The sequence below is a fragment of the Streptomyces sp. Root431 genome (assembly GCF_001426585.1).
Taxonomy (GTDB): Bacteria; Actinomycetota; Actinomycetes; order Streptomycetales; family Streptomycetaceae; genus Streptomyces; species Streptomyces stackebrandtii.
Genome location: NZ_LMEI01000007.1, coordinates 336325 through 362254, shown reverse-complemented (window position 1 = coordinate 362254; position 25930 = coordinate 336325). Strand labels below are relative to the sequence as shown.

Annotated in this window: 30 protein-coding genes; 14 read left to right on the top strand and 16 right to left on the bottom strand. The window is 71.6% G+C overall.

Annotated elements, in window-relative coordinates; all coding sequences use genetic code 11:
• Positions 1-128 precede the first annotated feature (128 nt).
• Positions 129-878, bottom strand: a complete 750-nt coding sequence (locus tag ASC82_RS08930) for a class I SAM-dependent methyltransferase (protein ID WP_056643977.1) — start codon at positions 876-878, stop codon at positions 129-131.
• Positions 879-972: 94 nt separating this feature from the next.
• Between ASC82_RS08930 and ASC82_RS08925 the strand changes: the two genes are divergently transcribed.
• The gene (locus ASC82_RS08925) at positions 973-1602 is read left to right on the top strand and encodes a CGNR zinc finger domain-containing protein (protein ID WP_056643975.1); all 630 of its coding nucleotides are present in this window, start codon (positions 973-975) and stop codon (positions 1600-1602) included.
• Here ASC82_RS08925 and sodX read toward each other — a convergent pair.
• Complete coding sequence (gene sodX, locus ASC82_RS08920) at positions 1506-1940, bottom strand: nickel-type superoxide dismutase maturation protease (protein ID WP_056643973.1); 435 nt, start codon at positions 1938-1940, stop codon at positions 1506-1508. The genes ASC82_RS08925 and sodX overlap by 97 nt on opposite strands.
• 174 nt (positions 1941-2114) lie before the next feature.
• Here sodX and sodN point away from each other — a divergent pair, with 174 nt between their 5' ends.
• A complete protein-coding gene (gene sodN, locus ASC82_RS08915) occupies positions 2115-2510 on the top strand; it encodes a superoxide dismutase, Ni (protein WP_015036129.1) in 396 nt (131 codons plus the stop codon).
• A 121-nt stretch (positions 2511-2631) separates the two neighbouring features.
• Here sodN and ASC82_RS08910 read toward each other — a convergent pair whose 3' ends face one another.
• Entirely contained in the window at positions 2632-3873 is a 1242-nt protein-coding gene (locus ASC82_RS08910) for a protein kinase (RefSeq protein ID WP_079039164.1), read from the bottom strand.
• A 65-nt stretch (positions 3874-3938) separates the two neighbouring features.
• On the opposite strand from ASC82_RS08910, the gene ASC82_RS30350 reads away from it, so the two are divergent.
• Positions 3939-4115 (top strand): hypothetical protein, encoded by a 177-nt coding sequence (locus tag ASC82_RS30350; protein ID WP_157863456.1) that lies wholly within the window; start codon positions 3939-3941, stop codon positions 4113-4115.
• Here the strand turns inward: ASC82_RS30350 and ASC82_RS08905 are convergent.
• Both ASC82_RS08905 and ASC82_RS08900 read right to left on the bottom strand, forming a co-directional pair.
• A complete protein-coding gene (locus ASC82_RS08905) occupies positions 4092-4709 on the bottom strand; it encodes a GNAT family N-acetyltransferase (RefSeq protein ID WP_056643969.1) in 618 nt (205 codons plus the stop codon). The two genes, ASC82_RS30350 and ASC82_RS08905, sit on opposite strands and share 24 nt — an antisense overlap.
• Positions 4706-5674: a LysR family transcriptional regulator gene (locus ASC82_RS08900; protein WP_199862503.1), complete on the bottom strand. Its 969-nt coding sequence runs from the start codon at positions 5672-5674 to the stop codon at positions 4706-4708. The genes ASC82_RS08905 and ASC82_RS08900 overlap by 4 nt, the downstream gene beginning before the upstream one ends.
• A 186-nt stretch (positions 5675-5860) precedes the next feature.
• Here ASC82_RS08900 and snpA point away from each other — a divergent pair, with 186 nt between their 5' ends.
• A complete protein-coding gene (gene snpA, locus ASC82_RS08895; protein WP_056643967.1) occupies positions 5861-6517 on the top strand; it encodes a snapalysin in 657 nt (218 codons plus the stop codon).
• 94 nt (positions 6518-6611) lie between these two features.
• On the opposite strand, the gene ASC82_RS08890 is transcribed toward snpA, so the two are convergent.
• The 3 genes from ASC82_RS08890 to ASC82_RS08880 form a co-directional block, all read right to left on the bottom strand.
• Positions 6612-7031 (bottom strand): DUF6304 family protein, encoded by a 420-nt coding sequence (locus ASC82_RS08890; RefSeq protein WP_056643964.1) that lies wholly within the window; start codon positions 7029-7031, stop codon positions 6612-6614.
• A gap of 42 nt (positions 7032-7073) precedes the next feature.
• Positions 7074-7349, bottom strand: coding sequence for a hypothetical protein (locus ASC82_RS08885; protein WP_157863455.1), 276 nt, complete (start codon positions 7347-7349; stop codon positions 7074-7076).
• A gap of 75 nt (positions 7350-7424) precedes the next feature.
• Entirely contained in the window at positions 7425-8006 is a 582-nt protein-coding gene (locus tag ASC82_RS08880; protein WP_056643960.1) for a dihydrofolate reductase family protein, read from the bottom strand.
• A gap of 107 nt (positions 8007-8113) precedes the next feature.
• Here ASC82_RS08880 and ASC82_RS08875 point away from each other — a divergent pair, with 107 nt between their 5' ends.
• On the top strand, positions 8114-8689 hold the full coding sequence (locus tag ASC82_RS08875) for a TetR/AcrR family transcriptional regulator (protein ID WP_056643958.1): 576 nt from the start codon (positions 8114-8116) through the stop codon (positions 8687-8689).
• 18 nt (positions 8690-8707) lie between these two features.
• Here ASC82_RS08875 and ASC82_RS08870 read toward each other — a convergent pair whose 3' ends face one another.
• Positions 8708-9772 (bottom strand): family 2 encapsulin nanocompartment cargo protein polyprenyl transferase, encoded by a 1065-nt coding sequence (locus ASC82_RS08870; protein WP_199862502.1) that lies wholly within the window; start codon positions 9770-9772, stop codon positions 8708-8710.
• A gap of 75 nt (positions 9773-9847) precedes the next feature.
• On the bottom strand, positions 9848-11260 hold the full coding sequence (locus ASC82_RS08865; protein WP_056643956.1) for a family 2B encapsulin nanocompartment shell protein: 1413 nt from the start codon (positions 11258-11260) through the stop codon (positions 9848-9850).
• Positions 11261-11515: 255 nt separating this feature from the next.
• Here ASC82_RS08865 and ASC82_RS08860 point away from each other — a divergent pair, with 255 nt between their 5' ends.
• Entirely contained in the window at positions 11516-12106 is a 591-nt protein-coding gene (locus ASC82_RS08860) for a peptidoglycan recognition family protein (protein ID WP_056643954.1), read from the top strand.
• Between the two features lie 58 nt (positions 12107-12164).
• The gene (locus ASC82_RS08855; RefSeq protein WP_056644873.1) at positions 12165-13079 is read left to right on the top strand and encodes a pyridoxal-phosphate dependent enzyme; all 915 of its coding nucleotides are present in this window, start codon (positions 12165-12167) and stop codon (positions 13077-13079) included.
• A 62-nt stretch (positions 13080-13141) separates the two neighbouring features.
• On the opposite strand, the gene ASC82_RS08850 is transcribed toward ASC82_RS08855, so the two are convergent.
• The gene (locus ASC82_RS08850; protein ID WP_056643952.1) at positions 13142-14740 is read right to left on the bottom strand and encodes a Na+/H+ antiporter; all 1599 of its coding nucleotides are present in this window, start codon (positions 14738-14740) and stop codon (positions 13142-13144) included.
• Between the two features lie 39 nt (positions 14741-14779).
• On the opposite strand from ASC82_RS08850, the gene ASC82_RS08845 reads away from it, so the two are divergent.
• The 3 genes from ASC82_RS08845 to ASC82_RS08835 all read left to right on the top strand — a co-directional run bounded on the left by ASC82_RS08845 (position 14780) and on the right by ASC82_RS08835 (position 16933).
• Entirely contained in the window at positions 14780-15040 is a 261-nt protein-coding gene (locus ASC82_RS08845; RefSeq protein ID WP_024761154.1) for a UBP-type zinc finger domain-containing protein, read from the top strand.
• A gap of 412 nt (positions 15041-15452) precedes the next feature.
• Positions 15453-15866: an anti-sigma regulatory factor gene (locus ASC82_RS08840; RefSeq protein WP_024761155.1), complete on the top strand. Its 414-nt coding sequence runs from the start codon at positions 15453-15455 to the stop codon at positions 15864-15866.
• A gap of 77 nt (positions 15867-15943) precedes the next feature.
• Positions 15944-16933: an RNA polymerase sigma factor SigF gene (locus ASC82_RS08835; protein WP_242427612.1), complete on the top strand. Its 990-nt coding sequence runs from the start codon at positions 15944-15946 to the stop codon at positions 16931-16933.
• 18 nt (positions 16934-16951) lie between these two features.
• On the opposite strand, the gene ASC82_RS08830 is transcribed toward ASC82_RS08835, so the two are convergent.
• Complete coding sequence (locus ASC82_RS08830; protein ID WP_056643947.1) at positions 16952-17377, bottom strand: hypothetical protein; 426 nt, start codon at positions 17375-17377, stop codon at positions 16952-16954.
• Between the two features lie 134 nt (positions 17378-17511).
• Here ASC82_RS08830 and ASC82_RS08825 point away from each other — a divergent pair, with 134 nt between their 5' ends.
• Together ASC82_RS08825 and ASC82_RS08820 are read left to right on the top strand one after the other, a co-directional pair.
• Positions 17512-18480: a diacylglycerol kinase family protein gene (locus ASC82_RS08825; protein WP_056643945.1), complete on the top strand. Its 969-nt coding sequence runs from the start codon at positions 17512-17514 to the stop codon at positions 18478-18480.
• A gap of 318 nt (positions 18481-18798) precedes the next feature.
• Positions 18799-19056, top strand: coding sequence for a WhiB family transcriptional regulator (locus ASC82_RS08820; RefSeq protein ID WP_004937597.1), 258 nt, complete (start codon positions 18799-18801; stop codon positions 19054-19056).
• 151 nt (positions 19057-19207) lie between these two features.
• On the opposite strand, the gene ASC82_RS08815 is transcribed toward ASC82_RS08820, so the two are convergent.
• Complete coding sequence (locus tag ASC82_RS08815) at positions 19208-20674, bottom strand: PAS domain-containing sensor histidine kinase (protein WP_056643943.1); 1467 nt, start codon at positions 20672-20674, stop codon at positions 19208-19210.
• 293 nt (positions 20675-20967) lie between these two features.
• Positions 20968-21633 (bottom strand): TetR/AcrR family transcriptional regulator, encoded by a 666-nt coding sequence (locus ASC82_RS08810; protein WP_056643941.1) that lies wholly within the window; start codon positions 21631-21633, stop codon positions 20968-20970.
• Between the two features lie 84 nt (positions 21634-21717).
• Here ASC82_RS08810 and ASC82_RS08805 point away from each other — a divergent pair, with 84 nt between their 5' ends.
• Both ASC82_RS08805 and nagB read left to right on the top strand, forming a co-directional pair.
• A complete protein-coding gene (locus tag ASC82_RS08805) occupies positions 21718-22479 on the top strand; it encodes an SDR family oxidoreductase (RefSeq protein WP_056643939.1) in 762 nt (253 codons plus the stop codon).
• A 210-nt stretch (positions 22480-22689) separates the two neighbouring features.
• Complete coding sequence (nagB, locus tag ASC82_RS08800) at positions 22690-23475, top strand: glucosamine-6-phosphate deaminase (protein ID WP_024761162.1); 786 nt, start codon at positions 22690-22692, stop codon at positions 23473-23475.
• Positions 23476-23539: 64 nt separating this feature from the next.
• On the opposite strand, the gene ASC82_RS08795 is transcribed toward nagB, so the two are convergent.
• Positions 23540-25063: a glycoside hydrolase family 3 N-terminal domain-containing protein gene (locus ASC82_RS08795; protein ID WP_056643937.1), complete on the bottom strand. Its 1524-nt coding sequence runs from the start codon at positions 25061-25063 to the stop codon at positions 23540-23542.
• 9 nt (positions 25064-25072) lie between these two features.
• Positions 25073-25909: a carbohydrate ABC transporter permease gene (locus ASC82_RS08790; RefSeq protein WP_185909411.1), complete on the bottom strand. Its 837-nt coding sequence runs from the start codon at positions 25907-25909 to the stop codon at positions 25073-25075.
• Positions 25910-25930 lie beyond the last annotated feature (21 nt).

Here is a 25930-nt window from a genome sequence, read left to right as displayed (position 1 = left end):
TCCAAGGCCCTGCGACAAGGCCGTGCAACAAGGCCCTGGAGCAAGGTCCCGCAAAAAGACACGAATGCCACGCCCCGGAAACGCGGAATGGGCCCACCGGAGAAATCCGGCGGGCCCATTCCGCATTCTCACTTCACCGCGAGTACGAGGCTGTCGCAGGGCGAGCCCCAAACGACCCGGGCCTCGCCGAAACCGGCGGCGAGGAGGGTCTCGGCGTGCCAGCGGGCGGAGGGCGTGTCGCCGTCGGCGTGCTCGCCGTAGATCTCGAAGCGGCGGGCGGTGGGCTCGGCGAGGACGGGGTCCTTGGCGGCGAGGGCCCACCACTCGGCCCAGTCGAGGACCCCGCCGGCCTTCTCGCGGTCCATGCGGGCGTGCCGCTGGGCCCGCTCGGCGGCGTTGATGCGGGGCGTGGCCGTGTCGATCATGTGGTCGGCGTTCATGAAGACGCCGCCGTCGCGGACGAGACCGGCGACCTGCCCGTAGAGGGCGGCCAGAGGCTCGCTGTGGAGCCAGTGGAGGGCCGTGGCGGTGAGGACGGCGTCGTACGAGTCATGGGGCAGCCGCGCGGCCCACGCGGGGTCCTTGAGGTCGGCGGTCACGAAGGTGACGCGCTCGTCGCCGGCGAAGTACCCCTCGGCAATGGCGAGCAGCGCAGGATCCAGATCGACACCGGTACTGGTCGCCTCCGGGAACCTCTGGAGGAGCCGATCCGTGATACTTCCCGTACCGCACGCGAGGTCGAGCACGCGGGGCTTCGGTCCCACCACGGCCTCGACCATGTCGAGCATCACGCGGAACCGCTCCTCACGGTCCGGCATGTACCACTCCTGCTGACGGTCCCAGCTCTGCTGCCAGCCCGCCCAGTCGGTTCCGGTCATCGCCGCTCCTCCCCCTCTTCGTAATACCCTCATAGGGGAAACAGGCGTTACCCCTTCCGACCGAGACCCTAGCCCGCCGGAGTAAGGACTACAAGTGGAACTGGCCTATTACTCGGATTACGCCGTGCGTCTGGTCAACACCGAGGAGCCGGCCCGCAACAAGGACGCCCTGACCTCCGTCGAGGTGATCCGCGAGCTCTTCGGCCCGGCCACCCAGATGGCCCGGCGGGCCACCGACTCCGACGTGACCCGCTTCCGCTCGGTACGCGCCCGCCTGCGGGCCGTCTTCACCGCGGCCGACGAGGGCGACCACACCGGCGCCGTGGACCTCCTGAACTCGCTCCTGCTGGAGTTCCCGGTCAGCCCGCAGATCTCCGGCCACGACACCCTCGACGAGGAGGGCCGCCCGCGCTGGCACATGCACCTCGCCGACCATCCTTCGAACGCGACAGCGGGTTACGCGGCCATCGCGGCGATGGGCCTCGCCTTCCACCTCACCGAGTTCGGCGCGGACCGGCTCGGCCTGTGCCAGGCACCGCCCTGCCGCAACGCCTACCTCGACACCTCCACCAACCGCTCCCGCCGCTACTGCTCGGACCGCTGCGCGACCCGGGCCAACGTGGCGGCCTACCGGGCCCGCAAGCGCCTGGAGGCCGAGCGGTCCGACCACACGGGCCTGACCGAGGAGAACAGCCAGGAGAGCACCACCCCGGCCGACCGCTGACGCCCCGGCGTCACCGGCCGGTACCGCGCCCGCACCCGCCCGAGGACCAGCTCGGGCGGTACGGCCCCGAAGACCCGGCTGTCCCCCTCGGCGTCCGGATTGTCACCGAGCACCCACCAGCCGCCGTCACGTCGCTCGATCAGCCGCTTCACGATGAGCAGATCCTGCTGGAGCGGATGCCGCAGCACGGCCACACCGCCGGGCCTCAACCGGCCGCCGTAGTGCACGAGCAGCTGGTCGCCGTGGAGCAGCGTGGGCACCATCGACACCCCCGTGACCTCGGCGATCCCGAACGGCGCCCCGTCCGCGCCCACCCGCTCCGGCCCCGATTCCCTCATCCGCACTCCCGACCCACGCACCGACGCACCTCGCCGGCCCGTCTCGTCCACTCGTACACGAGTCCCATGGTGACCCTGGACTTTTGACCTAAGCCCCAGGGGGCGCCCGCGAAAACGCCCTTCTCACCGAGTAATGTCCCACCTGAGAAGACGATCACGAGGAAGGACGGCTCAATGCTCTCCCGCCTGTTTGCCCCCAAGGTGAAGGTCAGCGCCCACTGCGACCTCCCGTGCGGCGTGTACGACCCGGCCCAGGCCCGCATCGAGGCCGAGTCGGTCAAGGCTGTCCAGGAGAAGTACCTGGCGAACGAGGACGCGCACTTCCGTGCCCGCGCCACGGTCATCAAGGAGCAGCGCGCGGAGCTCGCCAAGCACCACGTCTCGGTGCTCTGGAGCGACTACTTCAAGGCCCCGCACTTCGAGAAGTACCCCGAGCTCAACCAGCTGGTCAACGACACCCTGAAGGCCCTCTCGGCCGCCAAGGCGTCGACCGACCCGAAGACGGGCGAGAAGGCGCTGGAGCTCATCGCCGAGATCGACCGCATCTTCTGGGAGACGAAGAAGGCCTGACCTCCGGTCAAGCCGTCGGAGCGGCGGTTTCCCCGCCCATCCGATTTTCCCGGCCCGCACCCGGGTCCGCAGGACGCCCAGCATGGCGTCCATGGCGGGCCCGGGTGCGGTCTTTGGGGGCCTATCCGCGTTGGATGCCCTCGGTGTTCCAGACGAGGCCGCGGAGGCCGTCCTGGGTCTGGGCGATCAGGGCGGTCGCGTTGTTGCCCTGGTACCAGCCCACGGCCAGGTACCAGGTGTTCGGGGCCAGCCGGGCGAGGACCTTCGGGGTCAGGTCTTCCGGGACCAGTTGGCGTTCTTCGGGGACCGCGAACCAGAACGGGACGAAGGGCTGGTCGTGGGCGGGGCGGTTCCGTGGCGGTGGGAGAGAGCCGCGGGCAGCTGACGCGGGCCGTTCGGCGGCCGCGTCTCTCATCCGATTGACGTCGATGTCGATCCAGGTCGCCGCTCGGCCCTGCACGTGCCCGGTCCGGCCCCGCAGAGCTGCCTCGATGTCCTCCAGCTCCGTCCTGCGCCGGCCCTTCCCGGCCGCCACGAGGGCCTCGTCGGCATCGCGGTCGCGCTCCGCGTAGCGCAGCAGGGTGATCAGGTAGACGAGCGTGGTCGGGCGCTGGAGACGGCCCGCGTACCGCATCAGGTTGTCCGCCAGGAACGGGTACGCACCGGACCGCAGGGCGTGTGACAGGTCCAGCAGTTCCGCCGGGGGCCGGGCGCGTCCGGCGCGCTTCAGCACGGCGTGGACGTCCTTCTTCTCCCCGGCCTCCCAGCGGTCCGTCAGGGCGGGTGCCAGCCGCGCGACCGGCAGCTCGCCGAGGGCGTAGGCGTTGAGGGCGTGGACGGCGAGGGCGGGTTCTTCGCCTTCGCTCCCGGGGGCGGCTTGGGGCGGCACGTCCGGGATCGTCCGTTCGCGGGGCTTCGGCGGGACGGCGGCGGGGGCGGCCGTGACCGTGGGCCGTGCCGCGAGGGTGGCCGCCGTGGGGGCGGGCGCCGGAGCCTGGTGCGAGGCGCTCCGCGGGCGCTGGTGCCGGGCGAGCTCCGTGAGGGCCTCTCGCAGCGCCTCGGCGGTCAGCCGCGCTTCCGACTCGCGGGTGAGCAGTCCGGCCAGGACGGGGGCCAGTTCGCCGGCCCGCTCGGTCGGCCACGGCTCCTCGGTGCAGATCGCGTGGATGACCGCCGCGTCGATCTCTCCTCTGAACGGGCGCCGTCCCTCGACGAGCTCGTACAGGGTCACCCCGAGCGACCACAGGTCGGAGGCCGCGTCGCCCCGGTGCCCGCGCAGGCGCTCCGGGGCCGTGAGGGGACTTCCCCGCCGGCGCCGTTTACCGGCTCTGCGCCGACCAGGTCTGCCGGGATTGGCGGGCAGAGACTCCGGACGACCCGAGCAGCTTCTTCGGCGTTCCCCTGCCCGAGGCCACCGGGGAGCAGCAGGTGACCGTGCGCTTCCAGGTGACCCGCCCGGCCGGCGGCCGTAGCGTCTACGACCGTACGACGCAGGTCACGCTGCGCAAGTACACGCCCAACGGCGAGGGTTGCAGCCCGACCGTCTGGCAGGCAGGCCTCCGCGCCGATCCGGGCGAGGGTCTACTCCCCGTCGACCGAGGCTGAGGCGGCCGGATCCACCGCCAAGGTGTAGCGGCGCTTCTCCTTGGACGTCGCGCCCAGGCGGTCGTAGAAGCGGATCGCGCCCTCGTTCCAGGCGGGGGTCTGCCACTGGATCTCCGTCAGGCCCAGGGCGCGCGCCTCCGCGCGGACGGCGTCCATCAGGAGCGGGCCGAGGCCGTGGCCGCGGGCCGTGGACGTCAGGTAGAGGCAGTCCATGTGGAGGTACGCGACGCCGTCCCACGTGGAGAGTTCGGGCGCGCAGGTGGCGTAGCCCGCGAGGCTCCCGTCCGGGAGTTCCGCGACGAAACAGCGGAGGCGGGGCGACCCGCCACCCGGACCCGCCTGCCCGTGCGACTCGTCATCCGGACCCGCCTGCCCGTCCGACCCGTCATCCGAACCTGTCCGTCCGCGCGCCCCGCCGCCCGGACCCTCCCCGCCGAAGAGCAGGCCCGCCAGGCGGGTCGCGAGGCCCGGGGGCGGGGGTGCCGCCTTCTCGTACTCGGCATGTTCGGCGACGAGTTCGACGACGCGCCCCAGGTCCTCCGCGCGGGCGTGGCGCACCACGGCCCTTCCGCCCCCGCCGTCACGATCGCTCATACGGCCATCATGCACGGCCCCACCGACAGTCCGGCGGCCGCTCCCTGGCGGTGCAGCCACTCGCGGTACGGGGCGGCGCGCAGGGCCACCTCGCGGTAGGCGGCGGACAGCTCCGCGTACAGCGTGTCCAGGGACGTCTCCGGGCGGGCGTACAGCAGCAGCCGGACCGCCAGCGGGTCGCCGCGCAGGGGGCGGATCGCCATGTCCTCGCGGGGGCCGGACGTCGGCTGGCAGGGGGCGACGGCCTCGCCGAGGACGATGAGCGACGCGGCCGTGTGGTAGTCGCCGTGCAGCAGCGGCGGGTCGATGCCGGCCGCGCCGAGGACGCGCCGGAGGCCGTCCCATTCGCCGTCCACGGTCGGGTCGACCATCCAGTGGTCGCGGGCGAGGTCGGCGAGGTCGACGACGGGGTCCGCGGCGGCGGGGTGGTCGCGGGCCATGGAGATGAACTGCGGTTCGCGGGCGACCAGGACCCTCCGCTGGAGCCCCTCGGGCACCCGTAACGGGCAGCCCTCCACCTCGTGGACGAAGGCCACGTCGAGCTGGCCCGCGGCGACCGTGGTCAGCAGCGCGTTGGCGGAGACGTCCACGCGGAGGCCGACGTCCGTGCCGGGCAGCCGCTGGCGGAGCCGGCGCAGCCAGCCGGGGAGCGCCCGGCTGGCGGTGGAGCCGACGCGGAGGCCGGGGCCGTCGGTACGGGCGACCGCGGCGCGGGCCTCGGTGACCAGCGCGGCCATGTCCGCGACGAGGGGGCGGGCCCGGCTGAGCACGGAGCGGCCGAGCGGGGTGGGCAGGCAGCCGGTGCGGCCGCGGGAGAAGAGCTCGGCGCCCAGGGAGTTCTCGATGCGGCGCAGCTGGGTGGTCAACGAGGGCTGGCTCATGCCCAGTTGACGCGCCGCCTTGTGCAGGCTGCCGGCGTCCGCGATGGCGCAGAGCGCGCGCAGATGTCTCACCTCCAGCTCCATGCCCCCGAGGGTAGGGCGGTGATCTGCGTCGCACCAGACAGCCGGAGCAGGTCAAATACCTTGGTTTGCAAGGTAGTTGGGTGGGTTCGACCGGGTGATGTGGGCGGGCTATCGGCAGTTGACATCATCCCCACGCGCCCCGGCTTCCCCGAGACTCGCTCCGACCCCCTACAGGAGGAGCCCCCCATGCGTCACCCCAAGGTCCTCAACTCCATTCTGACGGCCGCCCTCGGCCTCGGTCTCGCCGCCTCGCTCGGTACGGCTCCGGCGTCGGCCGCGCCGACCGCCACGGACACCGGCGTCCGCGCCGCCACCGTGGCGTACGCCGGTTCGGCCGAGGAGGCCAAGGCCAACAAGGCCTTCTTCGACGCCGTCGTGAAGTCGGTGGCGAAGAAGCGGGCCGCCGCCCCGGGCGCGACCGCGGTCACCGTCGTCTACAGCGCCGCCAACGCGCCGAGCTTCCGCACCCAGATCGCCCGCTCCACCCAGATATGGAACAGCTCGGTGGTGAACGTCCGGCTCGTCGAGGGCAGCAACCCGGACTTCGCGTACTACGAGGGCAACGACTCCCGCGGCTCGTACGCGAGCACCGACGGCCACGGCAGCGGCTACATCTTCCTCGACTACCGGCAGAACCAGCAGTACAACTCCACCCGGGTGACGGCCCACGAAACCGGGCACGTCCTCGGCCTGCCGGACCACTACAGCGGGCCGTGCAGCGAGCTGATGTCGGGCGGCGGCCCCGGCACGTCCTGCCAGAACGCCCAGCCGAACGCCCAGGAGCGCTCGCGCGTCGACCAGCTGTGGCGGTACGGGCTCGCCTCCGCGTTCAAGGCCTCCTGACCCCCGAGGAGCGACCGTACGCGTACGAAAAGGACGGCGGCGCCCGCGAGGGGCGCCGCCGTCCGGCGTTCGGGTGGGGTGCGGGGCCCGGGTGTCAGGCCGCCTGGAGGAGCCGGCGGCCGAAGTCGGCGCCGGGCGGAAGCTGGCGCCGGACCCGGTCCAGCGCTCCCTCGAAGTCACCCCCGGCGACGCACGATTCGAAGGCCGCGCCACCGTAGTGGAGCGTCAGGCTGAGGTCCGAACGCTCACCGAGCGTCAGCAGACAGCTCAGCGTGGCCTGCTGGGCCACGCCGTCCATGACGACGGGGAGCGGCAGGTCCCACTCCAGGACGCAGCCGCCGAGGGCCTGCCCGCCGCTCTCGGCGGCGCTGAGCGCGGCGAAGGTCGCGCCCGTGTACTCGACCCCCCTGATCCGGGTGGCGACGTGCCGCCCGGTGGCCGTGATGACGATCGCTTCCGCGCCGCTGCGGTCCCGGTACCAGCCGGTCCAGACTTCTGTCGACTCCGATGACATGCGCGGACTGTAGCGGTATGACCGGCTCCGGCGCGCGGCCGGTCACCCGGTGGCCGGACTTCTCCCGATCTCGCCGTTCTTGCCGGTCACCTGCGTGCCGGTGGCTTCCGCATCCGGGCCCGGACCGCCTTCGGCGCGCGCCTGCGCGCCCTCGTACAGCGAGCAGTCCGGATTGCGGCAGGGCTGTACTTCCCACTCCGGCACCCAGGCCCCGAGGACCTTGTGCCGGGCGGCCATCTTGTCGCGCGGTCGACCACAGGCCGGGCAGTTGCTCACGGCCAAGGGGTCACGCGTCGTGCGAGGCACCTCGTCACCCATGTGTCCAGGGTAGGACGCCTCGCACGGACCCGCTCCCCGCCGATGCCGCGGCCCGGCGGTACCGCTCCCCCGCCGTTACCGCTGCCTGGTGTACTTGCGGACGAGCACGCCGTTGTCGAAGGTGCGCACGTCCTCCAGGACGAAGTCGCGGGGCTCGAAGCCGGCGCCGAACATCGGCATGCCGGAGCCGTAGACCTGCGGGTACGTCTTGATGACCAGCTCGTCGATCTCCTCGATGAGCTCGCCCGCGATGGTGGATCCGCCGCAGAGCCAGATGTCCAGGGGGCTGTCCTCGGCCTTGAGCTCGCGGACGCGGCCGACCAGGTCGTCGGCGATCAGCTCGACGTTGGGGTCGGGGGACTCGGCCAGCGACCGGGTGGCGACGAACTCGCGCAGGTGGCCGTACGGACTGGTGACGTTGATGTCCAGGGCGAGCTGGTACGACTTCAGCCCCTGGATGACGGTGTCGAACCGCTTGTTGTCGCCGTCGATCCCGACCGCCGCCCGAGCCTGCGTCGGGATGGTCTCCGGGTACTCGGCGTTCATGTACTGCAGGTACGGCGCGTCCACGTACTTGAACATGGACGTGGCATCGCCCTCGGGGTCACCGATGAAGCCGTCGATGGTGCAGGCGATGTAATAGGTGAGCTTGCGCAAACCGGTCCTCTTCGTCTTCGGGAAGTGGGCTGCAGTCGCAACCACGACGGCTATAGTGCTTCACTTGTAGTGGTTGCGCAAGCCCTCTTTGCGAAGGAGTTCGAAAAGTGGCCAGAAATCCTGAACGCCGTACGGCCCTGCTCGACGCCGCGATCGAGGTCCTGGCGGACGAAGGCGCCCGCGGCCTGACCTTCCGGGCCGTCGACGCCCGGGCGGGGGTCCCCACGGGCACCTCGTCCAACTACTTCAGCGACCGCGACCAGGTGCTGTCCGAGGTCGCCGACCGCATCTTCGTCCGGCTGACCCCCGAGCCCGGCGCCATCGACGCCGCGATGCTGCCGGAACCCAGCCGCGCCCTCGTCGTCGAGCTGATGCGCTGGCTCGCCCGCCGCATGGCCGCCGAACGCACCTGCTACCTCGGCCTCTTCGAGCTGCGTCTGGAGGCCGCGCGCCGGCCCGAGCTCCAGAAACGGTTCACCCAGGTGCTCCGGGACGACCTCGACCTGAACATCCGGCTGCACGTCGAATCCGGGATGCCCGGGGACGCGGACACGGTCCGGGTGCTGTACTTCGCCCTCACCGGGCTGCTGCTCGACCACTTCACCGTCCCCGGCCTCCACGCCGAACGGGACCTGGACGACCTGGTCGAGACCGTGGTCGACCGGATCGTTCCCGAGAGGTGACCGCGCCCCCGGCGGACCTCAGCGCGTACGCCGGGTGACGAACTCCGCGAGGGCGAGCAGGTCCCCCGCCGCCGTCAGGTCCGGGACCGCCTGCGCCAGGTACTCGACGGCGTGGCCCATGCGCTCGGCGGCCTGGGCCTGCGCCCAGTCCCGGCCACCGGCCCGCTCGACCGCGTCCGCCGCCGCCCGTACCGCCTCCGCGTCGAGGGTCGGGCGGGCGTAGAGCTCGGCCAGTTCCTCCCCCGCGGGGGTGCCCGAGGCGAGCGCCGCCACCACGGGCAGCGACTTCTTGTGGGCGACGAGATCGGCGCCCGCCGGCTTGCCCGTACGGTCCGGGTCGCCCCAGATCCCGATCAGGTCGTCGATCAGCTGGAACGCGAGTCCGGCCTCGCGCCCGAAGGAGTCCATCGCCGCGACCTCCTCCTCGCCCGCGCCCGCGTAGAGCGCGCCGATGGCGCAGGAGGCGCCGAGCAGGGCGCCGGTCTTCGCGGTGGCCATGGCCACGCACTCGTCGAGCGAGACCTCGTGCGGAGCGCGCTGCTCGAAGGCGCAGTCCGCCTGCTGGCCGGCGCAGAGCTCGATGACGCAGGCGGCGAGACGCGCGGCGGCGGGCGTCGACGCGGGGTGCGGGTCCTCGGCGAGCAGCCGCAGGGCGAGTGCGCTCATCGCGTCGCCGGCGATGAGGGCGTCGGGGATGCCGAAGACCTTCCAGGCGGTGGGCCGGTGCCGCCGGGTCGGGTCCTCGTCCACGATGTCGTCGTGGAGCAGGGTGAAGTTGTGGGCGAGCTCGACCGCCGCCGCGGCCTTCACGGCCTGGGTCGACTCGGCTCCGAGGGCACGGGCCGCCGCGAGCACCAGGGCCGGCCGGATCGCCTTGCCCGCCTGGCCCGCGGCCGGGGTGCCGTCGGCGTGCTCCCAGCCGAAGTGGTACATCGCGACCCGCCGTATGGAGCCCGGCAGGGACTCGACGGTGGAGCGCAGTTGGGGTTGGACGGCGGTCCGCGTCTGGTCCAGGAGCAGCACGGCCCCCTGTCCCTCGGTCGCGGAATCCGCGGTGGTGATGGCCACGGTCACTTCCTTCATGTCCTTCGCGGTGCGAGCACGGGAAAGCGCCCGGGGGGCGGGAGGTTCGGTCCCCGCCCCCCGGGCGTCACCGGCTCAGCGCCAGCGGCTGACCTCGACGTTCTCCAGGACGCCGAGCGCGTCCGGGACGAGGATGGCCGCCGAGTAGTAGGCCGTGACGAGGTAGGAGATGATCGCCTGCTCGTCGATGCCCATGAAGCGGACCGAGAGGCTCGGCTCGATCTCGTCGGGGAGGCCGGTCTGGTGCAGACCGATCACGCCCTGGTCGGCCTCGCCCGTACGCATGCAGATGATCGAGGTGGTCCGGGCGTCCGAGACCGGGATCTTGTTGCACGGGTAGATCGGCACGCCGCGCCAGGTCGGGATGCGGTTGCCGTTGACGTCGATCGTCTCGGGCACGAGGCCGCGCTTGTTGAGCTCGCGGCCGAAGGCGGCGATGGCGCGCGGGTGGGCGAGGAAGAGCTTCGATCCCCGGCGGCGGGAGAGCAGCTCGTCCATGTCGTCGGGGCTGGGGGCGCCGTCGTGGGGCTGGATCCGCTGCCCGTAGTCGCAGTTGGAGAGGAGGCCGAACTCCTTGTTGTTGATGAGCTCGTGCTCCTGGCGCTCGCGGAGCGCCTCGACCGTCAGCCGCAACTGCTGCTCGGTCTGGTTCATCGGCTGGTTGTAGAGGTCGGCGACACGGCTGTGCACCTTCAGCACGGTCTGGGCGACGCTCAGCTCGTACTCGCGGGGCGAGGCGTCGTAGTCGACGTAGGTGTGCGGGACGACCGCCTCGCCGACGTGGCCGGCGGAGAGGTCGATGGCGGCCTCGCCGTAGTTGTTGGTGCGCTGCTCGGGCAGGGCGGACGCGGCCTCCAGGTGCGCGGCGAGCGAGCCGACGCGGTCCGCGAGGTTCCGCACGTCGTCGCGGGTGAGTTCCAGGACCGTACAGGCGGTGGCGGCGCGGGCGGTCCAGCCCCAGACGGCGTCGGCGCTGGTCAGCGCGGACTCGCCGAGGTAGGCGCCGTCGGCGAGGACGCCGAGGACGGCCTCGTCCCCGTAGGGTCCCTCGCCGATCTGCTCGATCCGGCCGTGCGCGAGGAGGTGCACGCGGTCGTTGGCGGCGCCCGTGGTCGCGATGATCTCGCCCGCCGCGTACTCCCGCTGCGAGCAGCGGGACGCGAGCTCGGTCAGGGCGTCCTCGTCCTCGTATCCGCGCAGGGCGGGAAGCTCGCCGAGCTCGGCGGGGATGACCGCGACGCGCTGCCCCGTCTGGACGAAGGTGACACGGCCGTCGCCCACGGAGTAGCTGAGCCTGCGGTTCACCCGGTACGTACCGCCCTGCACCTGCACCCACGGCATCATCCGCAGCAGCCACCGAGAGGTGATCTCCTGCATCTGGGGCGCGGACTTGGTGGTCGTGGCGAGGTTCCGCGCGGCGGCGGTACCGAGACTCTGCTGCGGTGCCTGGTCCACACGGACCTCGTCGCCAACCGAACCAACGGACATGGAACTCCCTCTCGTATGCCTGAGTTTCGAGAGAAGCCTTTCAGCACGGAGCGTGTCGGCGCCATTACACATTCGGGTGGGACTGTTCGACGATCTTCGGGGCATGTCACGCGATTTCGCTCCCGAACAGCGGCGCACCAGGGGCCCCGCGCCGCCGTGTCCGGATCGGCTCGCACACCACCCGAACGGATGGCCGCGGAGGGGCGGACTCCGGTACTCCGGAAGTTCACCCCGTCCTCCCGAAGGGAGTCGGTCATGGCCTCACCCATGTCCGCGAACAGGTTCCTCGGCGCGCTGCGCGACGAGGGCCTCGTGGTCGTCCAGGTCGGCGACTGGTCCACCCACAACCGCAACCACAAGGGCCCCTGGGGCCCGGTGCACGGCGTGATGATCCACCACACCGTGACCCGGGGCACCGCGAGCACCGTCCGGATCTGCCGGGACGGCTACGAGGGCCTGCCGGGGCCGCTCTGTCACGGCGTGATCGCCAAGGACGGCACGGTCCACCTCGTCGGCTACGGCCGCGCCAACCACGCGGGGCTCGGCGACGACGAGGTGCTCAGGGCGGTCGTCGCCGAGCAGCGCCTGCCTCCGGACGACGAGGCCACGACGGACGGCAACCGGCACTTCTACGGCTTCGAGTGCGAGAACCTCGGCGACGGCGAGGACCCGTGGCCGAAGGTCCAGCTGGAGGCCATCGCGAAGGCGTCGGCGGCCGTGTGCCGGGCGCACGGCTGGACCCAGCGCTCGGTCATCGGGCACCGGGAGTGGCAGCCGGGGAAGGTGGACCCCCGCGGCTTCACGATGGCCTCGATGCGCGAACGGGTCGCCGAGCTGCTTCGCTGAGGGGCGGGTGCCGGGGCCGGCCGCGCCGGCCGGCCCGGTCGGCGACGACAATGGCCGGGTGAACGCGTTCGACCTCGCCCTCTCCCGTCTGCGGCCCCGGCTCCCCTCGCCCCTGGAGCCGGTGGAGGACGAGCGCTTCGCCCGGCGCGGTCTCACGCTGCTGCTCAAGCGCGACGACCTCATCCACCCCGACCTGCCGGGCAACAAGTGGCGCAAGCTCGCGCTCAACCTGCGCGCGGCGGACGGCCGCCCGGTGCTCACCTTCGGCGGCGCGTACTCGAACCACCTGCGCGCCACGGCCGCCGCCGGCCGGCTGCTCGGCTTCCCCACGATCGGCGTCGTCCGCGGCGACGAGCTGGCCGGACGCCCGCTCAACCCGTCCCTCGCGCGGTGCGCGGCGGACGGGATGCGGCTGGAGTTCGTGGACCGGGCCACGTACCGCGCGAAGGGCGACCCGGCCACGCTGGCCGCGCTCCTGGAACGGGCCCCCGCGGGCGCGTACGTGGTCCCCGAGGGCGGCAGCAACGCGCTCGCCGCGCGGGGCTGCGCCGAGCTCGGCCGGGAGCTCGCCGGGGCGGCGGACGTGGTCGCCGTCGCCTGCGGCACGGGGGGCACCCTCGCGGGCCTCGCGGCCGGCCTCTCCCCCGGGCAGCGGGCGCTGGGCGTCCCGGTCCTCAAGGGCGGTTTCCTGGGCGCGGAGGTCCGGGCGCTCCAGGAGGCGGCGTTCGGCGGCCCGCGCGGCGACTGGGCCCTCGACGAGCGCTTCCACTGCGGCGGTTACGCCCGTACCGGTCCGGAACTCGAGGCGCTCGCACAGGACTTCGAGGCGCGGCACGGACTCGCCATCGAGCGACTGTATGTCGCCAAAATGCTCTACGGACTCGTCACCCTCGCGGAGGAGGGCGCGTTCCCGGCGGGTACCCGGCTCGCGGCGGTGGTGACGGGCGCCCCCGATGCGTCGGAGGGGACGTAGGGGGCGTAGGGGACGTGACGTAGGGCCTACCGCCTACCCGACCCCGATGCGCCGGACAGGCCCTAGTCCGCCGTCTCCTCGCGGTACGCGGCGGCCTCTTCCAGGTCGAGGCGGCGGAGCAGCGTACGCATCATCTCGTCGTCGATCCGGCGCGCGTCGCGCAGCTGCACGAAGACCTCGCGCTCGGCGTCGATCATCTCGCGGGAGAGCCGCCGGTAGGTGTCGTCCACCGTCTCCCCGGTGGCCTCGTTGACCGCGCCGAGCCGCTCCCACACCGAGTTCCGGCGCCGCTCCAGGACCGTGCGCAGCCGGTCGGCGAGGGGCTGAGGGAGGGCGTTGCGCTCGTCGGCGAGGAGCGCGTCGAGGCGTTCCTCCGCGGCCCTGGAGGCCTCGCTCTGGGCCTGCGCCTCGGCGAGGGTCTCGGCGTACCGGTCGCGTCCGGGGAGCTTCAGGAACCGGATGAGCGGGGGCAGGGTGAGGCCCTGCACCACCAGCGTGCCGATGACGGTGGTGAAGGTGAGGAAGAGGACGAGGTTGCGGGCCGGGAACTCGACCCCGTCCGTGACGACGGGGATGGAGAAGGCGATCGCGAGGGAGACCACCCCGCGCATGCCGGCCCAGCCGACGACGAGCGGGGCCTTCCAGTCCACTCCCGGCTCGCGCTCGCGCACGCGCGCGGAGAGCCATCGGGGCAGGAAGGTCGCCGGGTAGACCCAGACGAACCGGACGACGACGACCGCCACGAAGACCCCGACCGCGTACCAGGCCGCCTCCGCGATGCCGTACTGGCCGAGGCCCTGGACGACGTACGGCAACTGGAGTCCGATCAGGGCGAAGACGGCGGACTCCAGGATGAAGGCGACCATCTTCCAGACGGCCTCCTCCTGGAGCCGGGTCGCGAAGTCGACCTGCCAGGCGCGGTGGCCGAGGAAGAGGCCGACCACGACGACGGCGAGGACGCCGGAGGCGCCGACCTCCTCGGCGGCCGCGTAGGCGACGAAGGGGATGAGGAGGGAGAGCGTGTTCTGGAGGAGGGAGTCGCCGAGGCAGCGCCGCAGCCAGTGGATGGGGACCATGAGGACCAGGCCGACGCCGATGCCGCCGACGGCCGCGAGCGCGAACTCCCAGATGCCGCCGGCCCAGCTGACGCCCTCGCCGACCGCCGCCGCGAGGGCGACCTTGTAGGCGGTGATGGCGGTGGCGTCGTTCACCAGGGACTCGCCCTGAAGGATCGTGGTGATCCGGTTCGGCAGGCCGAGCTTGCGGGCGATGGCGGTGGCGGCGACCGCGTCCGGCGGGGCGATCACCGCGCCGAGCACGAGCGCGGCGGTGAGCGGCAGGTCGGGGACGAGGACGTACGCCAGCCAGCCGACGGCCACGGTGGCGAAGAGGACGTAGCCGACGGAGAGCAGGGCGACGGGCCGGATGTTGGCCCGCAGGTCGAGGTAGGAGGAGTCGACGGCCGCCGTGTAGAGGAGCGGCGGCAGGATCAGGGGCAGCACGATGTGCGGGTCGAGCGTGTAGTCCGGCACTCCGGGTACGTACGAGGCGGCGAGACCGGCGGCGACCAGGAGCAGCGGGGCCGGCACCGGGGTCCTGCGCGCGAGCCCCGCAATCGCGGCGCTCGCCGCCACCAGTGCCACCAGCTGCAGTGCGTCCATGCCCGTCCCCGTCTCGTGGCGCAACGTAACCTGGCCATCATGAGCGAGTGCCCGCACGTTGCCGAAATGCCGCGCCCCGAACCGGCGGCGCTGGCCGAGACCTGTCCCGAGTGCCTGGCGGACGGGACGCACCCGGTCCAGCTGCGGCTCTGTCTGACCTGCGGGCACGTCGGCTGCTGCGACTCGTCGGCGGGGCGGCACGCGACGGGGCACTTCTCCTCCACCGGGCACCCGGTGATGCGGACCTTCGAGCCGGGCGAGGCCTGGCGGTGGTGCTTCGTGGACGGCTCGATCGTCTGACGGCCGTCGCTCGGTACGGCAGCCCTCCGGCAGCCGTACCGGCATCCGTACCGGCAGCCGTTCCGGAGGCTCTTCCGGCGGCTCTTCCGGCGGCTCTTCCGGCGGCGCCCTTCCTGCGGCTCTACCGGTGGCCCTTCCGGTGGCCCTTCCGGTGGTTCGACGGCTTCCCGGTTGGGTACGTCATCCCTCCGCCCGTCGCTCGTTTTCACTCCCCGCAGACCCCTACCCACTGTCCGCACCCATGGGCCTACCATGGGTGACGAGCATGATCGGGGGCCTCGGGGGCTCACGGCGACACGGCGGGACGGATCGCGATAGCGTCACGGCGGACTGCGCAGCCCCCTGCGCACCGCCCGGTTCGGGGCCTCTCCCCCCGGACCCCGAATGAGCTTGTGCCACCTTGGAGGTGAGGGTGTCCCAGATCACAGGCGAGCCCGGGACCCAGGACTTCGTGGAAGTCCGGCTGCCCGCTGCGGGTGCCTATCTGTCCGTGCTGCGAACGGCCACGGCCGGCCTCGCGGCGCGCTTGGACTTCACCCTCGACGAGATCGAGGACTTGCGGATCGCCGTCGACGAGGCCTGCGCGATCCTGCTCCAGCAGGCCGTGCCGGGGTCCGTCCTCAGCTGCGTCTTCCGGCTGGTCGACGACTCGCTGGACGTGACGGTCTCCGCCCCGACGACCGACGGCCGGGCGCCGGAGCGTGACACCTTCGCCTGGACGGTGCTGTCGGCGCTGGCCGGGAAGGTGGAATCGTCGGTGGCCGATGACCGTACGGTCTCGATCAGCCTGTACAAACAGCGCGGCGCGGGGCCAGGCCCGGCGTGAGGAGCGGGGACGCGACGGCCGGCATCCCTGAGCAGCAGGCGCGGCCGCATGAGGTCGCTACGGAGCAGGCGGACCAGATGAGCGAGCACGAGCAGCACCACCAGGTTCCCGAGACACCCGGCCTCCCGGAGGTCTCGCCGACGGCCGGGACCTCCGAGGTCGCCGGGGCCACCGAGGTCGCCGGGGCCTCCGAGGTCTCCGAGACCGCCGGGACTTCTTCGGGCCTGCCGAGCGCCGAGGAGGCCAAGGCGGACGAGGCTGACGAGGCTGACGAGCCGGACGAGGCCCCGGAGACCCACACCGTCCCCGCCCCGAACGACCGGAGCGGCGCCCGCGCCCTCTTCATCGAGCTGCGCGAGCTGCCGGAGGGCTCCCCGGAGAAGGCGGAGCTCCGCAACCGGCTGGTCCGGATGCACCTGCCGCTGGTGGAGCACCTGGCCCGGCGCTTCCGCAACCGCGGCGAGCCGCTGGACGACCTGACACAGGTGGCGACGATCGGCCTGATCAAGTCGGTCGACCGGTTCGACCCGGAGCGCGGGGTCGAGTTCTCGACGTACGCGACCCCGACGGTCGTCGGCGAGATCAAGCGCCACTTCCGCGACAAGGGCTGGGCGGTCCGCGTGCCGCGCCGCCTCCAGGAGCTGCGGCTCTCGCTGACCACGGCGACGGCCGAGCTCTCCCAGCAGCACGGCCGCTCCCCGACGGTGCACGAGCTGGCCGAGCGGCTCGGGATCTCGGAGGAGGAGGTCCTGGAGGGTCTGGAGTCGGCGAACGCCTACTCGACGCTCTCCCTGGACGTCCCCGACACGGACGACGAGTCGCCGGCCGTCGCGGACACGCTGGGCGCGGAGGACGAGGCCCTGGAGGGCGTCGAGTACCGCGAGTCGCTCAAGCCGCTCCTGGAGGACCTGCCGCCCCGGGAGAAGCGGATCCTGCTGCTGCGTTTCTTCGGGAACATGACCCAGTCGCAGATCGCGCAGGAGGTCGGCATCTCCCAGATGCACGTGTCCCGGCTGCTGGCTCGGACCCTGGCATCGCTGCGGGAGAAGCTTCTCGTCGAGGAGTAGGAACCCTCTGCGGGTTGTCTACGGAGTGTCCTGACCGGGGCGCCGGATGCCGAGCGCCTCGGTCGTGGCCGGGTTCACCAGGAGGACGAGCCCGGTGACGGCGAGCGCGCCGAGGACGACACCGGCCGGGATCAGCGCGCTGTTCGCCTGGAGCATCTGCCAGGCGACCGGCAGGGCCAGGATCTGGGTGACGACGGCCGGGCCGCGGCTCCAGGAGCGGCGCAGCCACAGCCCGCGGGCGGCGGCGAGCGGGATCAGGCCGAGTGCGACGAGCGTCACAGCGCCGGTCAGGGCGCCCGTGAGGTCGCCGGTCCCGTCCGTGAGGGCCTTCACCAGCATGTACACGCCGCCGGCGAGGAGCCCGAGGGCCTCGATGCCGGCCACGGCCGCCGCGGCGGCGAGGCGGGTGGGGCGGGAGGTCTGCTCCGTACTGCTGCTGCTCATAAAGGGCAGGGTAACCGGGGCACCCGCCGGGCCGGGCGGGCCGGGTGGAGCGGTCCCCCGCCCGAGCCCCGTGGGGTGTCCGACGGGTGGGCCTGGGCTGGGATCGGTACCGCCGGGTAGGTACGCTGGCGAACATGCGCGCACTTCTCGTGGTCAATCCGGCAGCCACCACCACCAGTGCCCGCACCCGTGACGTGCTCATCCACGCGCTGGCGAGCGAGATGAAGCTGGAGGCGGTCACCACCGAGTACCGCGGGCACGCACGCGACCTGGGACGGCGCGCCGCCGACTCGGGCACCATCGATCTGGTCGTGGCCCTCGGCGGCGACGGCACGGTCAACGAGGTCGTCAACGGACTGCTGCACGACGGGCCCGATCCGGACCGGCTTCCGGGTCTCGCGGTCGTCCCCGGCGGCTCGACCAATGTCTTCGCCCGCGCGCTCGGACTGCCGAACGACGCCGTGGAGGCGACCGGCGCCCTGCTCGACGCGTTGCGTGAGCGGCGGGCACGCACAGTGAGCCTCGGGCTTGCGGCCGGGACGCCGGGCACCGAGGACGAAGGGGTGCCGTCGCGCTGGTTCACCTTCTGCGCCGGCCTCGGATTCGACGCGAGCGTCATCGGCCGGGTCGAACAGCAGAGGGAACGCGGAAAGAGATCCACGCACGCCCTTTATCTGCGCCAGGTGTTCCGCCAGTTCCTGGAGGAACCGAACCGGCGGCACGGCACGATCACCCTGGAGCGCCCCGGCGCGGAGCCGGTCGAGGACCTCGTCCTCTCCATAATCTGCAACACCTCCCCCTGGACCTACCTGGGCAATCGTCCGGTGTACGCGTCCCCGGAGGCGTCCTTCGAAACAGCTCTCGACGTGCTCGGACTGAGCCGTCTCTCCACCCCCGCGGTGGCCCGCTACGCCACCCAGCTGCTCACTTCCACGCCGGAACGAGGGCCCCGCGGCAAGCACGCCGTGACTCTGCACGACCTGACCGACTTCACCTTGCATTCCAAGGTTCCGCTCCCCCTTCAGATGGACGGAGACCACCTCGGACTGCGTACGAGCGTGACGTTCACAGGCGTTCGCCGTGCACTGCGTGTGATTGTGTGAGTGGAAGGGCCCAAAGTCCTTTCACTCGAACGTTTAGGCTGGCATCCACCCCTTAGAAGTACGGCTGTGACCTAGTCGACACCGAGGAATCAAAAAAAACTTTCCGGAAGGGGTTGTATCCCCGTCCGAGGTTTGCGAGTCTCTTCTTGGCGATCGGGACGGCCCGCAACACCGGCCTCCAGTGAGAGTCAGAACCCCTCCTTAACACCAGGACCACACCAGTTCATCTGGCAGTCGGCCCTTCACTTACGGGGGGATTCGTGAAAGCGTTCACATTCACAAGCAACCAGCTTGTAACACCTTAGAGAGGTAGCAGCCATGGACTGGCGTCACAACGCCGTTTGTCGTGAGGAAGACCCCGAGCTGTTCTTCCCCATCGGCAACACCGGTCCTGCGCTGCTGCAGATCGAGGAAGCCAAGGCCGTCTGCCGCCGCTGCCCCGTCATGGAGCAGTGCCTGCAGTGGGCGCTCGAGTCCGGCCAGGACTCCGGCGTCTGGGGTGGCCTCAGCGAGGACGAGCGCCGCGCAATGAAGCGCCGTGCCGCTCGCAACCGGGCGCGTAACGCTACCGCCTGACACCCCGCCGAAAGCCTGAGGCCAGCGGCGCATACATCGCGTATGCAATCACCGCCCTCGAGTCGCAGCGCGCAGCAGTAACCCACAGCATTCGAGCCCCGGACCGATTTCCTCGGTCCGGGGCTCGCTGCTGTGTTCGCCTTGCCTCTGCTTACTTCTGCGCCAGTACGGGGATGTCGAGGATTACCTTCGTGCCGCGCTCGGCGCCGGGGACCATGTCGAAGGTTCCGCCCAACTCCCCCTCCACCAGCGTCCGTACGATCTGGAGTCCGAGGTTGCCGGCCCGCTGCGGGTCGAAGCCCTCGGGCAGACCGCGGCCGTCGTCCTGGACCGTGATCAGGAGCCGGGCGTCCATGCGGGGCTCGCCTCGGACGGCGGTGACCTCGACGGTGCCCTGCTCGCCCTGGGCGAAGGCGTGTTCCAGGGCGTTCTGGAGGATCTCCGTGAGGACCATGGAGAGCGGGGTCGCGACCTCGGCGTCGAGAATGCCGAAGCGGCCGTTGCGCCGGCAGGTGACCTTGCCCGGGGAGATCTCGGCGACCATCGCGATCACCCGGTCGGCGATCTCGTCGAACTCGACGCGCTCGTCCAGGTTCTGAGACAGCGTCTCGTGGACGATGGCGATCGAACCGACGCGCCGCACGGCCTCGTTGAGCGCCTCGCGGCCGCGGTCGGAGTCCATCCGGCGGGCCTGGAGGCGCAACAGGGCGGCCACCGTCTGGAGGTTGTTCTTCACCCGGTGGTGGATCTCCCGGATGGTGGCGTCCTTGGTGATCAACTCGCGCTCTCGGCGGCGCAGTTCGGTGACGTCGCGGAGGAGGACGAGCGAGCCGATCCGGGTGCCCTTGGGGCTGAGCGGGATCGCCCGCAGCTGGATCACTCCGCCGTTGCCCTCGACCTCGAACTCGCGCGGCGCGTAGCCGGAGGCCAGCTTGACCAGGGCTTCGTCGACCGGGCCGCGGGACGGGGCGAACTCCGCGGTGATCTGGCCGAGGTGCTGGCCGACGAGATCGGCGGCGAGCCCGAGCCGGTGGTAGGCGGAGAGGGCGTTGGGCGAGGCGTACTGGACGACGCCCTCCGCGTCCAGGCGGACGAGGCCGTCGCCGGCGCGCGGCGAGGAGTCCATGTCGACCTGCTCGCCGGGGAAGGGAAACGTTCCGGCCGCGATCATCTGCGCGAGGTCCGAGGCGGACTGGAGGTAGGTGAGCTCCAGGCGCGAGGGCGTGCGGACGGTGAGCAGGTTGGTGTTGCGGGCGATGACGCCGAGGACCCGGCCCTCGCGGCGCACGGGGATGGACTCGACCCGTACGGGGACCTCCTCGCGCCACTCGGGGTCGCCCTCGCGGACGATCCGGCCCTCGTCGAGGGCGGCGTCGAGCAGGGGGCGGCGGCCGCGCGGCACCAGGTGGCCGACCATGTCGTCCTGGTAGGAGGTGGGGCCGGTGTTGGGCCGCATCTGGGCGACGGAGACGTATCGCGTGCCGTCGAGGGTCGGAACCCACAGGACGAGGTCGGCGAAGGAGAGGTCGGAGAGCAGCTGCCACTCCGACACCAGCAGGTGGAGCCACTCGAGGTCGGAGTCGCTCAGGGCTGTGTGCTGGCGCACAAGGTCGTTCATGGAGGGCACGGTGCGAGGGTACCTGCGGAATTGCAGGGGCGGTGAACCTGGATCTCCGGGCGTCCGTGTTGGAGGATGGGCCGGGAAGGACCGCGTTCCTGTGGATGGACAGACAAGAATGGTCTAGTCCACAATGAACGCTATAAGCCTCCATCCTCCCCGCACAGGAGGATGGAACGAGGTACCCGACGCTCTCTGCCCTGACTGCGTCGAGACCTCCCACACGGCCGAGGGACCGCACACCCCCGGCCGAGCAACTCCGGGCTGCGGTGCCGGACGGGTTGAGGGTCCCGTCAGGCGCCGTAGCCCGCGGGTGTTTCCGAGGCCGTTTCCTGGGCCGCCCCTGGCGTGATCGCCGGGGTCGTTTCCGCAGGCCAGGACCGCATCGCCCACTCCGCGATCGCCGCGAGATCCTCCCGAGTCGCCCCGTCGCGGGCCTGCTGGGACATGCCCTGGAGTACGGCGCCGCTGAAGCGGGCGAGCGCGCGGGCGTCGGTGCCGGGTGACAGCTCCCCCGCCTCGATCCCCCTGCTGATCCGGGCCTCGAAGGAGGTCAGGTTGGCCTCCCGGCGCGCCCGGAGGGCCTCCTCGACCTCGGGGGTCGAGCAGTTGGTCGCGGCGGAGATCATCAGGCAGCCGCGCGGGTGACCCGACTCCGTGAAGAGCTCCGCCGCCTCCCGCAGGACGCGCCCGATGGCGCCGCGGGCCGTCGGCTCCTCGGCGAAAGCGCGGCCGCCGTACGACCCGTACGACCCCGCGTACGCCTCGACGACCTCTTCGAAGAGCGTCTTCTTGTCGCCGAACGCCGCGTAGAGGCTGGGTGCGCTGATGCCCATGGCGCGGGTGAGGTCGGAGACGGAGGTCGTCTCGTAGCCGTGCTCCCAGAAGGCCATCGTGGCCTGCTCCAGGGCCGTGAGCCGGTCGAAGGAGCGGGGCCGGCCGCGCTGTCTCGTCGCCATGGAGTGAATTCTATAGCGCACGCTAGCAAAAGTGGGGTACGGTCTTTTCGTAACGACCACTACACAAACAAGGGGGGCGTCGCCATGGGCGTGCTCGCAGGCAGGACGGCACTGGTCACGGGCGGCAGCCGGGGCATCGGGCGGGGCATCGCCGAGCGGCTGGGCCGCGAGGGCGCGCGGGTCGCCGTGCACTACGGGAGCAACGAGACCGCGGCGAAGGAGACCGTCACGGCGATCGAGGCGGCCGGCGGCGAGGCCTTCGCGATCGGGCAGGAGCTGGGGGTGCCGGGGGACGCGGCGGCCCTGTGGGAGGCGTTCGACGCGGCCGTCGGCGGGGACGGCGGCCTGGACATCCTGGTGAACAACGCGGGGATCGCGGCGTCGAAGCCGTTCGCGACCCTCGACGACGAGGAGTACGACCGGGTCTTCGCCGTCAACACCAAGGCGCCGTTCTTCCTCGCACAACTGGGCGCGGAGCGGCTCCGGGACGGCGGCCGGATCATCAACGTGTCGACCGGCCTGACCAAGGCGGCCGTCATGCCGGACCTGATCGCCTACTCGATGTCGAAGGCCGCGCTGGACGTCTTCACCCGGGACCTCTCGAAGGTCCTCGGGCCCCGGCGGATCACGGTCAACGCGGTGGCGCCGGGGATCGTGGACACGGACATCAACGCCGGCTGGCTGCGGGGCGACGAGCAGGCCTGGGCGGGGGCGGCGGCGATGTCGGCGCTCGGCGGGGTCGGGACGCCGGCGGAGATAGCGGACGTGGTGGCCTTCCTGGCCTCCGATGACGCGCGCTGGGTGACGGGCCATTGGATCGACGCCACGGGCGGCTCCCTGTCCTGAGCCGGCGCGAGGGGGCACAGAGGGGGCACGGGGGCCCAGGGCTGGGGGTTCGAGTGGCTGGGGGGACGGGGGCGGCAGACGATGGTGCCGGTGCCGTCCGCACCGCGGAACGACATGAGGAGACGGCCTCCCCTCTGCTAGATTTGGCTTTGATTGGTCTATACCACATGGCCCCTCCCCCAGCCCCTCCACCAGATCGGCAGGCACAGCGTGGAAGTTGTCATCGTCAAGGACGCCAAGGCGGGCGGCGAGCTCATCGCGGACGGCATCGCCGGCCTCCTGCGCCGCAAGCCCGACGCGCTGCTCGGCGTGGCCACGGGTTCGACTCCGATCCCCATCTACGACGCCCTGACCGCTCAGGTCGCGGCCGGCTCCGTGGACGCCTCCCGCGCCCGGATCGCCCAGCTGGACGAGTACGTCGGACTGCCCTCCGGGCACCCCGAGTCGTACCGCTCCACCGTGCTCCGCCAGGTCGTCGAGCCGCTCGGGCTCTCCCCGGAGGCCTTCATGGGCCCCGACGGCTCCGCCGAGGACGTCCTGGCGGCCTGCGAGGCGTACGACAAGGCGCTCGCCGAGGCCGGTGGGGTGGACCTGCAGATCCTGGGCATCGGCACCGACGGGCACATCGGCTTCAACGAGCCGTGCTCCTCGCTCGCCTCGCGCACCCGGATCAAGACGCTCACCGAGCAGACCCGCGTGGACAACGCGCGCTTCTTCGACAACGACATCGAGCAGGTGCCGCACCACGTCATCACCCAGGGCATCGGCACCATCCTGGAGGCCCGGCACCTGGTGCTGCTCGCCACCGGCGAGGGCAAGGCCGAGGCCGTGGCGCAGACCGTCGAGGGCCCGGTGGCGGCGCTCGTACCGGCCTCCGCGCTCCAGCTGCACCCGCACGCCACGGTCGTCGTGGACGAGGCAGCGGCCTCCAAGCTGAAGCTCGCGGACTACTTCCGCCACACCTTCGCGAACAAGCCCGCCTGGCAGGGCATCTAAGCGGTACGACGAAGGGGCCCGGCACCTGGTTCAGGTGCCGGGCCCCTTCGCGTACGGGCGGTGCTCAGCTGCCGGTGCCGGCCACGGCCTCGGCCGCCGCGCGGCCGCAGACGCGGGCCGCACCGTGCGTGGCGATGTGCAGGGCCCCGCGGGGCTCCGCCTCGTTGAGGCCCATCTCGACCACGACGGTGTCGGGGCGGGCCGCGAGGAGGCCGTCCAGGGCCTCGGTCATCCACGGGTGGCGGTGGGCGTCACGGACGACCGCGACGATCCGGCGCTCCCCCGCGGCGGCGAGGATGGCGTCCACGGAGGCCTCGGCGTACGAGCCGGTCTCCGTGCCGGGCAGCAGGCGCTCCAGCTCCGCCGCGATGCCCCAGGGCGTCTCGTCGCCGACCGCGAAGTTCGCGACCGGGGTGAAGGAGGCCACGTAGGGAGCGCTCGAAATCGGGGTGTAGGGCTGCTCCCCGCGGGTCACCTTGAGGGCCCGGCGGGCCGCCACGAGTCCGATGTCGGCGCCGGGCGCGGTCCCCTCCTGCACTGCCGCGCCCGGCGTCGATTCGGCCCCCCTGGCCCGGTGCGACTGGGTCCAGGCCGCCAGGGCGCGCACGCGCGCCGCGGCGTCGGCCAGCCGCTCCTCGGGCAGTTCACCGGTCCGTACCGCGTCGACCAGCGCGTCGCGCAGTCGCAGTACGGTGTCCTCGTCGCACAGCCCGCCGCCGACGCAGATGGCGTCGGCGCCCGCGGCGATCGCGAGGACGGATCCGCGCTCGATGCCGTACGTCGCCGCGACGGCCTGCATCTCCATGCCGTCGGTGACAATCAGCCCCTCGAAGCCCAGCTCCTGGCGCAGCAGACCGGTGAGGATCTGCGGGCTCAGGGTGGCCGGACGGTGCGGGTCGAGCGCGGAGAGCAGGATATGCGCGCTCATGACGGCTTTGGTACCCGCGGCGATGGCGGCGCGGAAAGGTACCAGCTCACGGGCGTGCAGTGTGGCGAGGTCCACATCGATCCGGGGCAGCGCGTCGTGCGAGTCGACGTTGGTGTCGCCGTGTCCCGGGAAGTGCTTCGTGCAGGCCGCGACCCCGACGCCCTGGAGGCCGTCGACGTACGCCACGGTGTGCCGGGCGACCAGGTCCGGGTCCGGCCCGAAGGACCGGACGCCGATGACCGGGTTCTCCGCGTTGGAGTTGACGTCCGCCGAGGGCGCCCAGTTGAGGTCGACGCCGCACTGGGCGAGCCGGCGGCCGAGCTCGCGGGCCACGGCCCGGGTGAGCTCGACGTCGTCGACGCTGCCCAGGGCGTAGCTGCCGGGGAAGGACGAGCCCTGCTTGACCTCGAGGCGGGTGACGTCCCCGCCCTCCTCGTCGATGGCGACGAGGACGTCGTCCCGCTCGGCCCGCAGTTGCGCGGTGAGCGCGGCGAGCTGCTCGGGGCTGACGATGTTCCGGCCGAAGAGGCCGACCGAGGACAGGCCCTCGCCGATGTGGCGACGCAGCCAGTCGGGGGCTGTGGTGCCGACGAAGCCGGGCTGGAGCACCGTGAGCGCGTCACGGGTGAGGGTGTCCGAGCCGTGTACGAGAGTGGTCATGAGACGCCGTTATCCCTTCACCGCGCCGGCGGTCATGCCGCCGACGGCCTTGCGCTGGAGGAAGAGGAACACGATGAGCACGGGGAGGGCGAAGAGCGTGGAGGCGGCCATGGTGGCGCCCCAGTCGCTGCCGAACGCGGTCTGGAACTGGGTCAGCCAGAGCGTCAGGGTCTGCGACTCCTTGTCCTTGTTCAGCATGAGGATCATGGCGAACTCGTTCCAGGCGGTGATGAAGCCGAAGAGCGAGGTCGACATGAGGCCGGGAGCGAGGAGCGGGAAGATCACCTTGCGGAAGGCCTGGCCCCGGGTGCAGCCGTCGATCTGGGCGGCCTCCTCCAGCTCGACCGGGACGGCGGCGATGAAGCCGCGCAGGGTCCAGATGGTGAAGGGGAGGACCATCACGAAGTAGATGAGCGTGAGCATCGGGATGCTGTTCAGCATGTCGTTCTCACGGGAGATCATGTACATCGCGATGACCATGACCTCCCAGGGGGCCATCTGCGCCATCATCACGATGAGGACGATGCCCTTGCGTCCCTTGAACTTCATGCGGGCGATCGCGAAGCTCGCGGCCAGGGCGACGAGGAGGGCGAGCAGCACCGCGCCGATGGTGACGGTGAGGCTGTTCTGCACGTAGGTCCAGAACAGGTCGACGCCGGTGGCCGTCGTGTAGTTGTCCAGCGTCGGCGTGAAGACGAAGATCGGGTCCTTCGTCATGATCTCGTGCTGCGGCTTCAGCGAGGACGAGAACATCCAGTAGACGGGGAAGACGAACACCACCGCGATGACGAGGGCGCTGAGGTTCTTGGCGACCGCGCCGACCGTGATCGGCTTCCTGGTGCGCAGCTTCTGCGGAGTCCGGGTGGT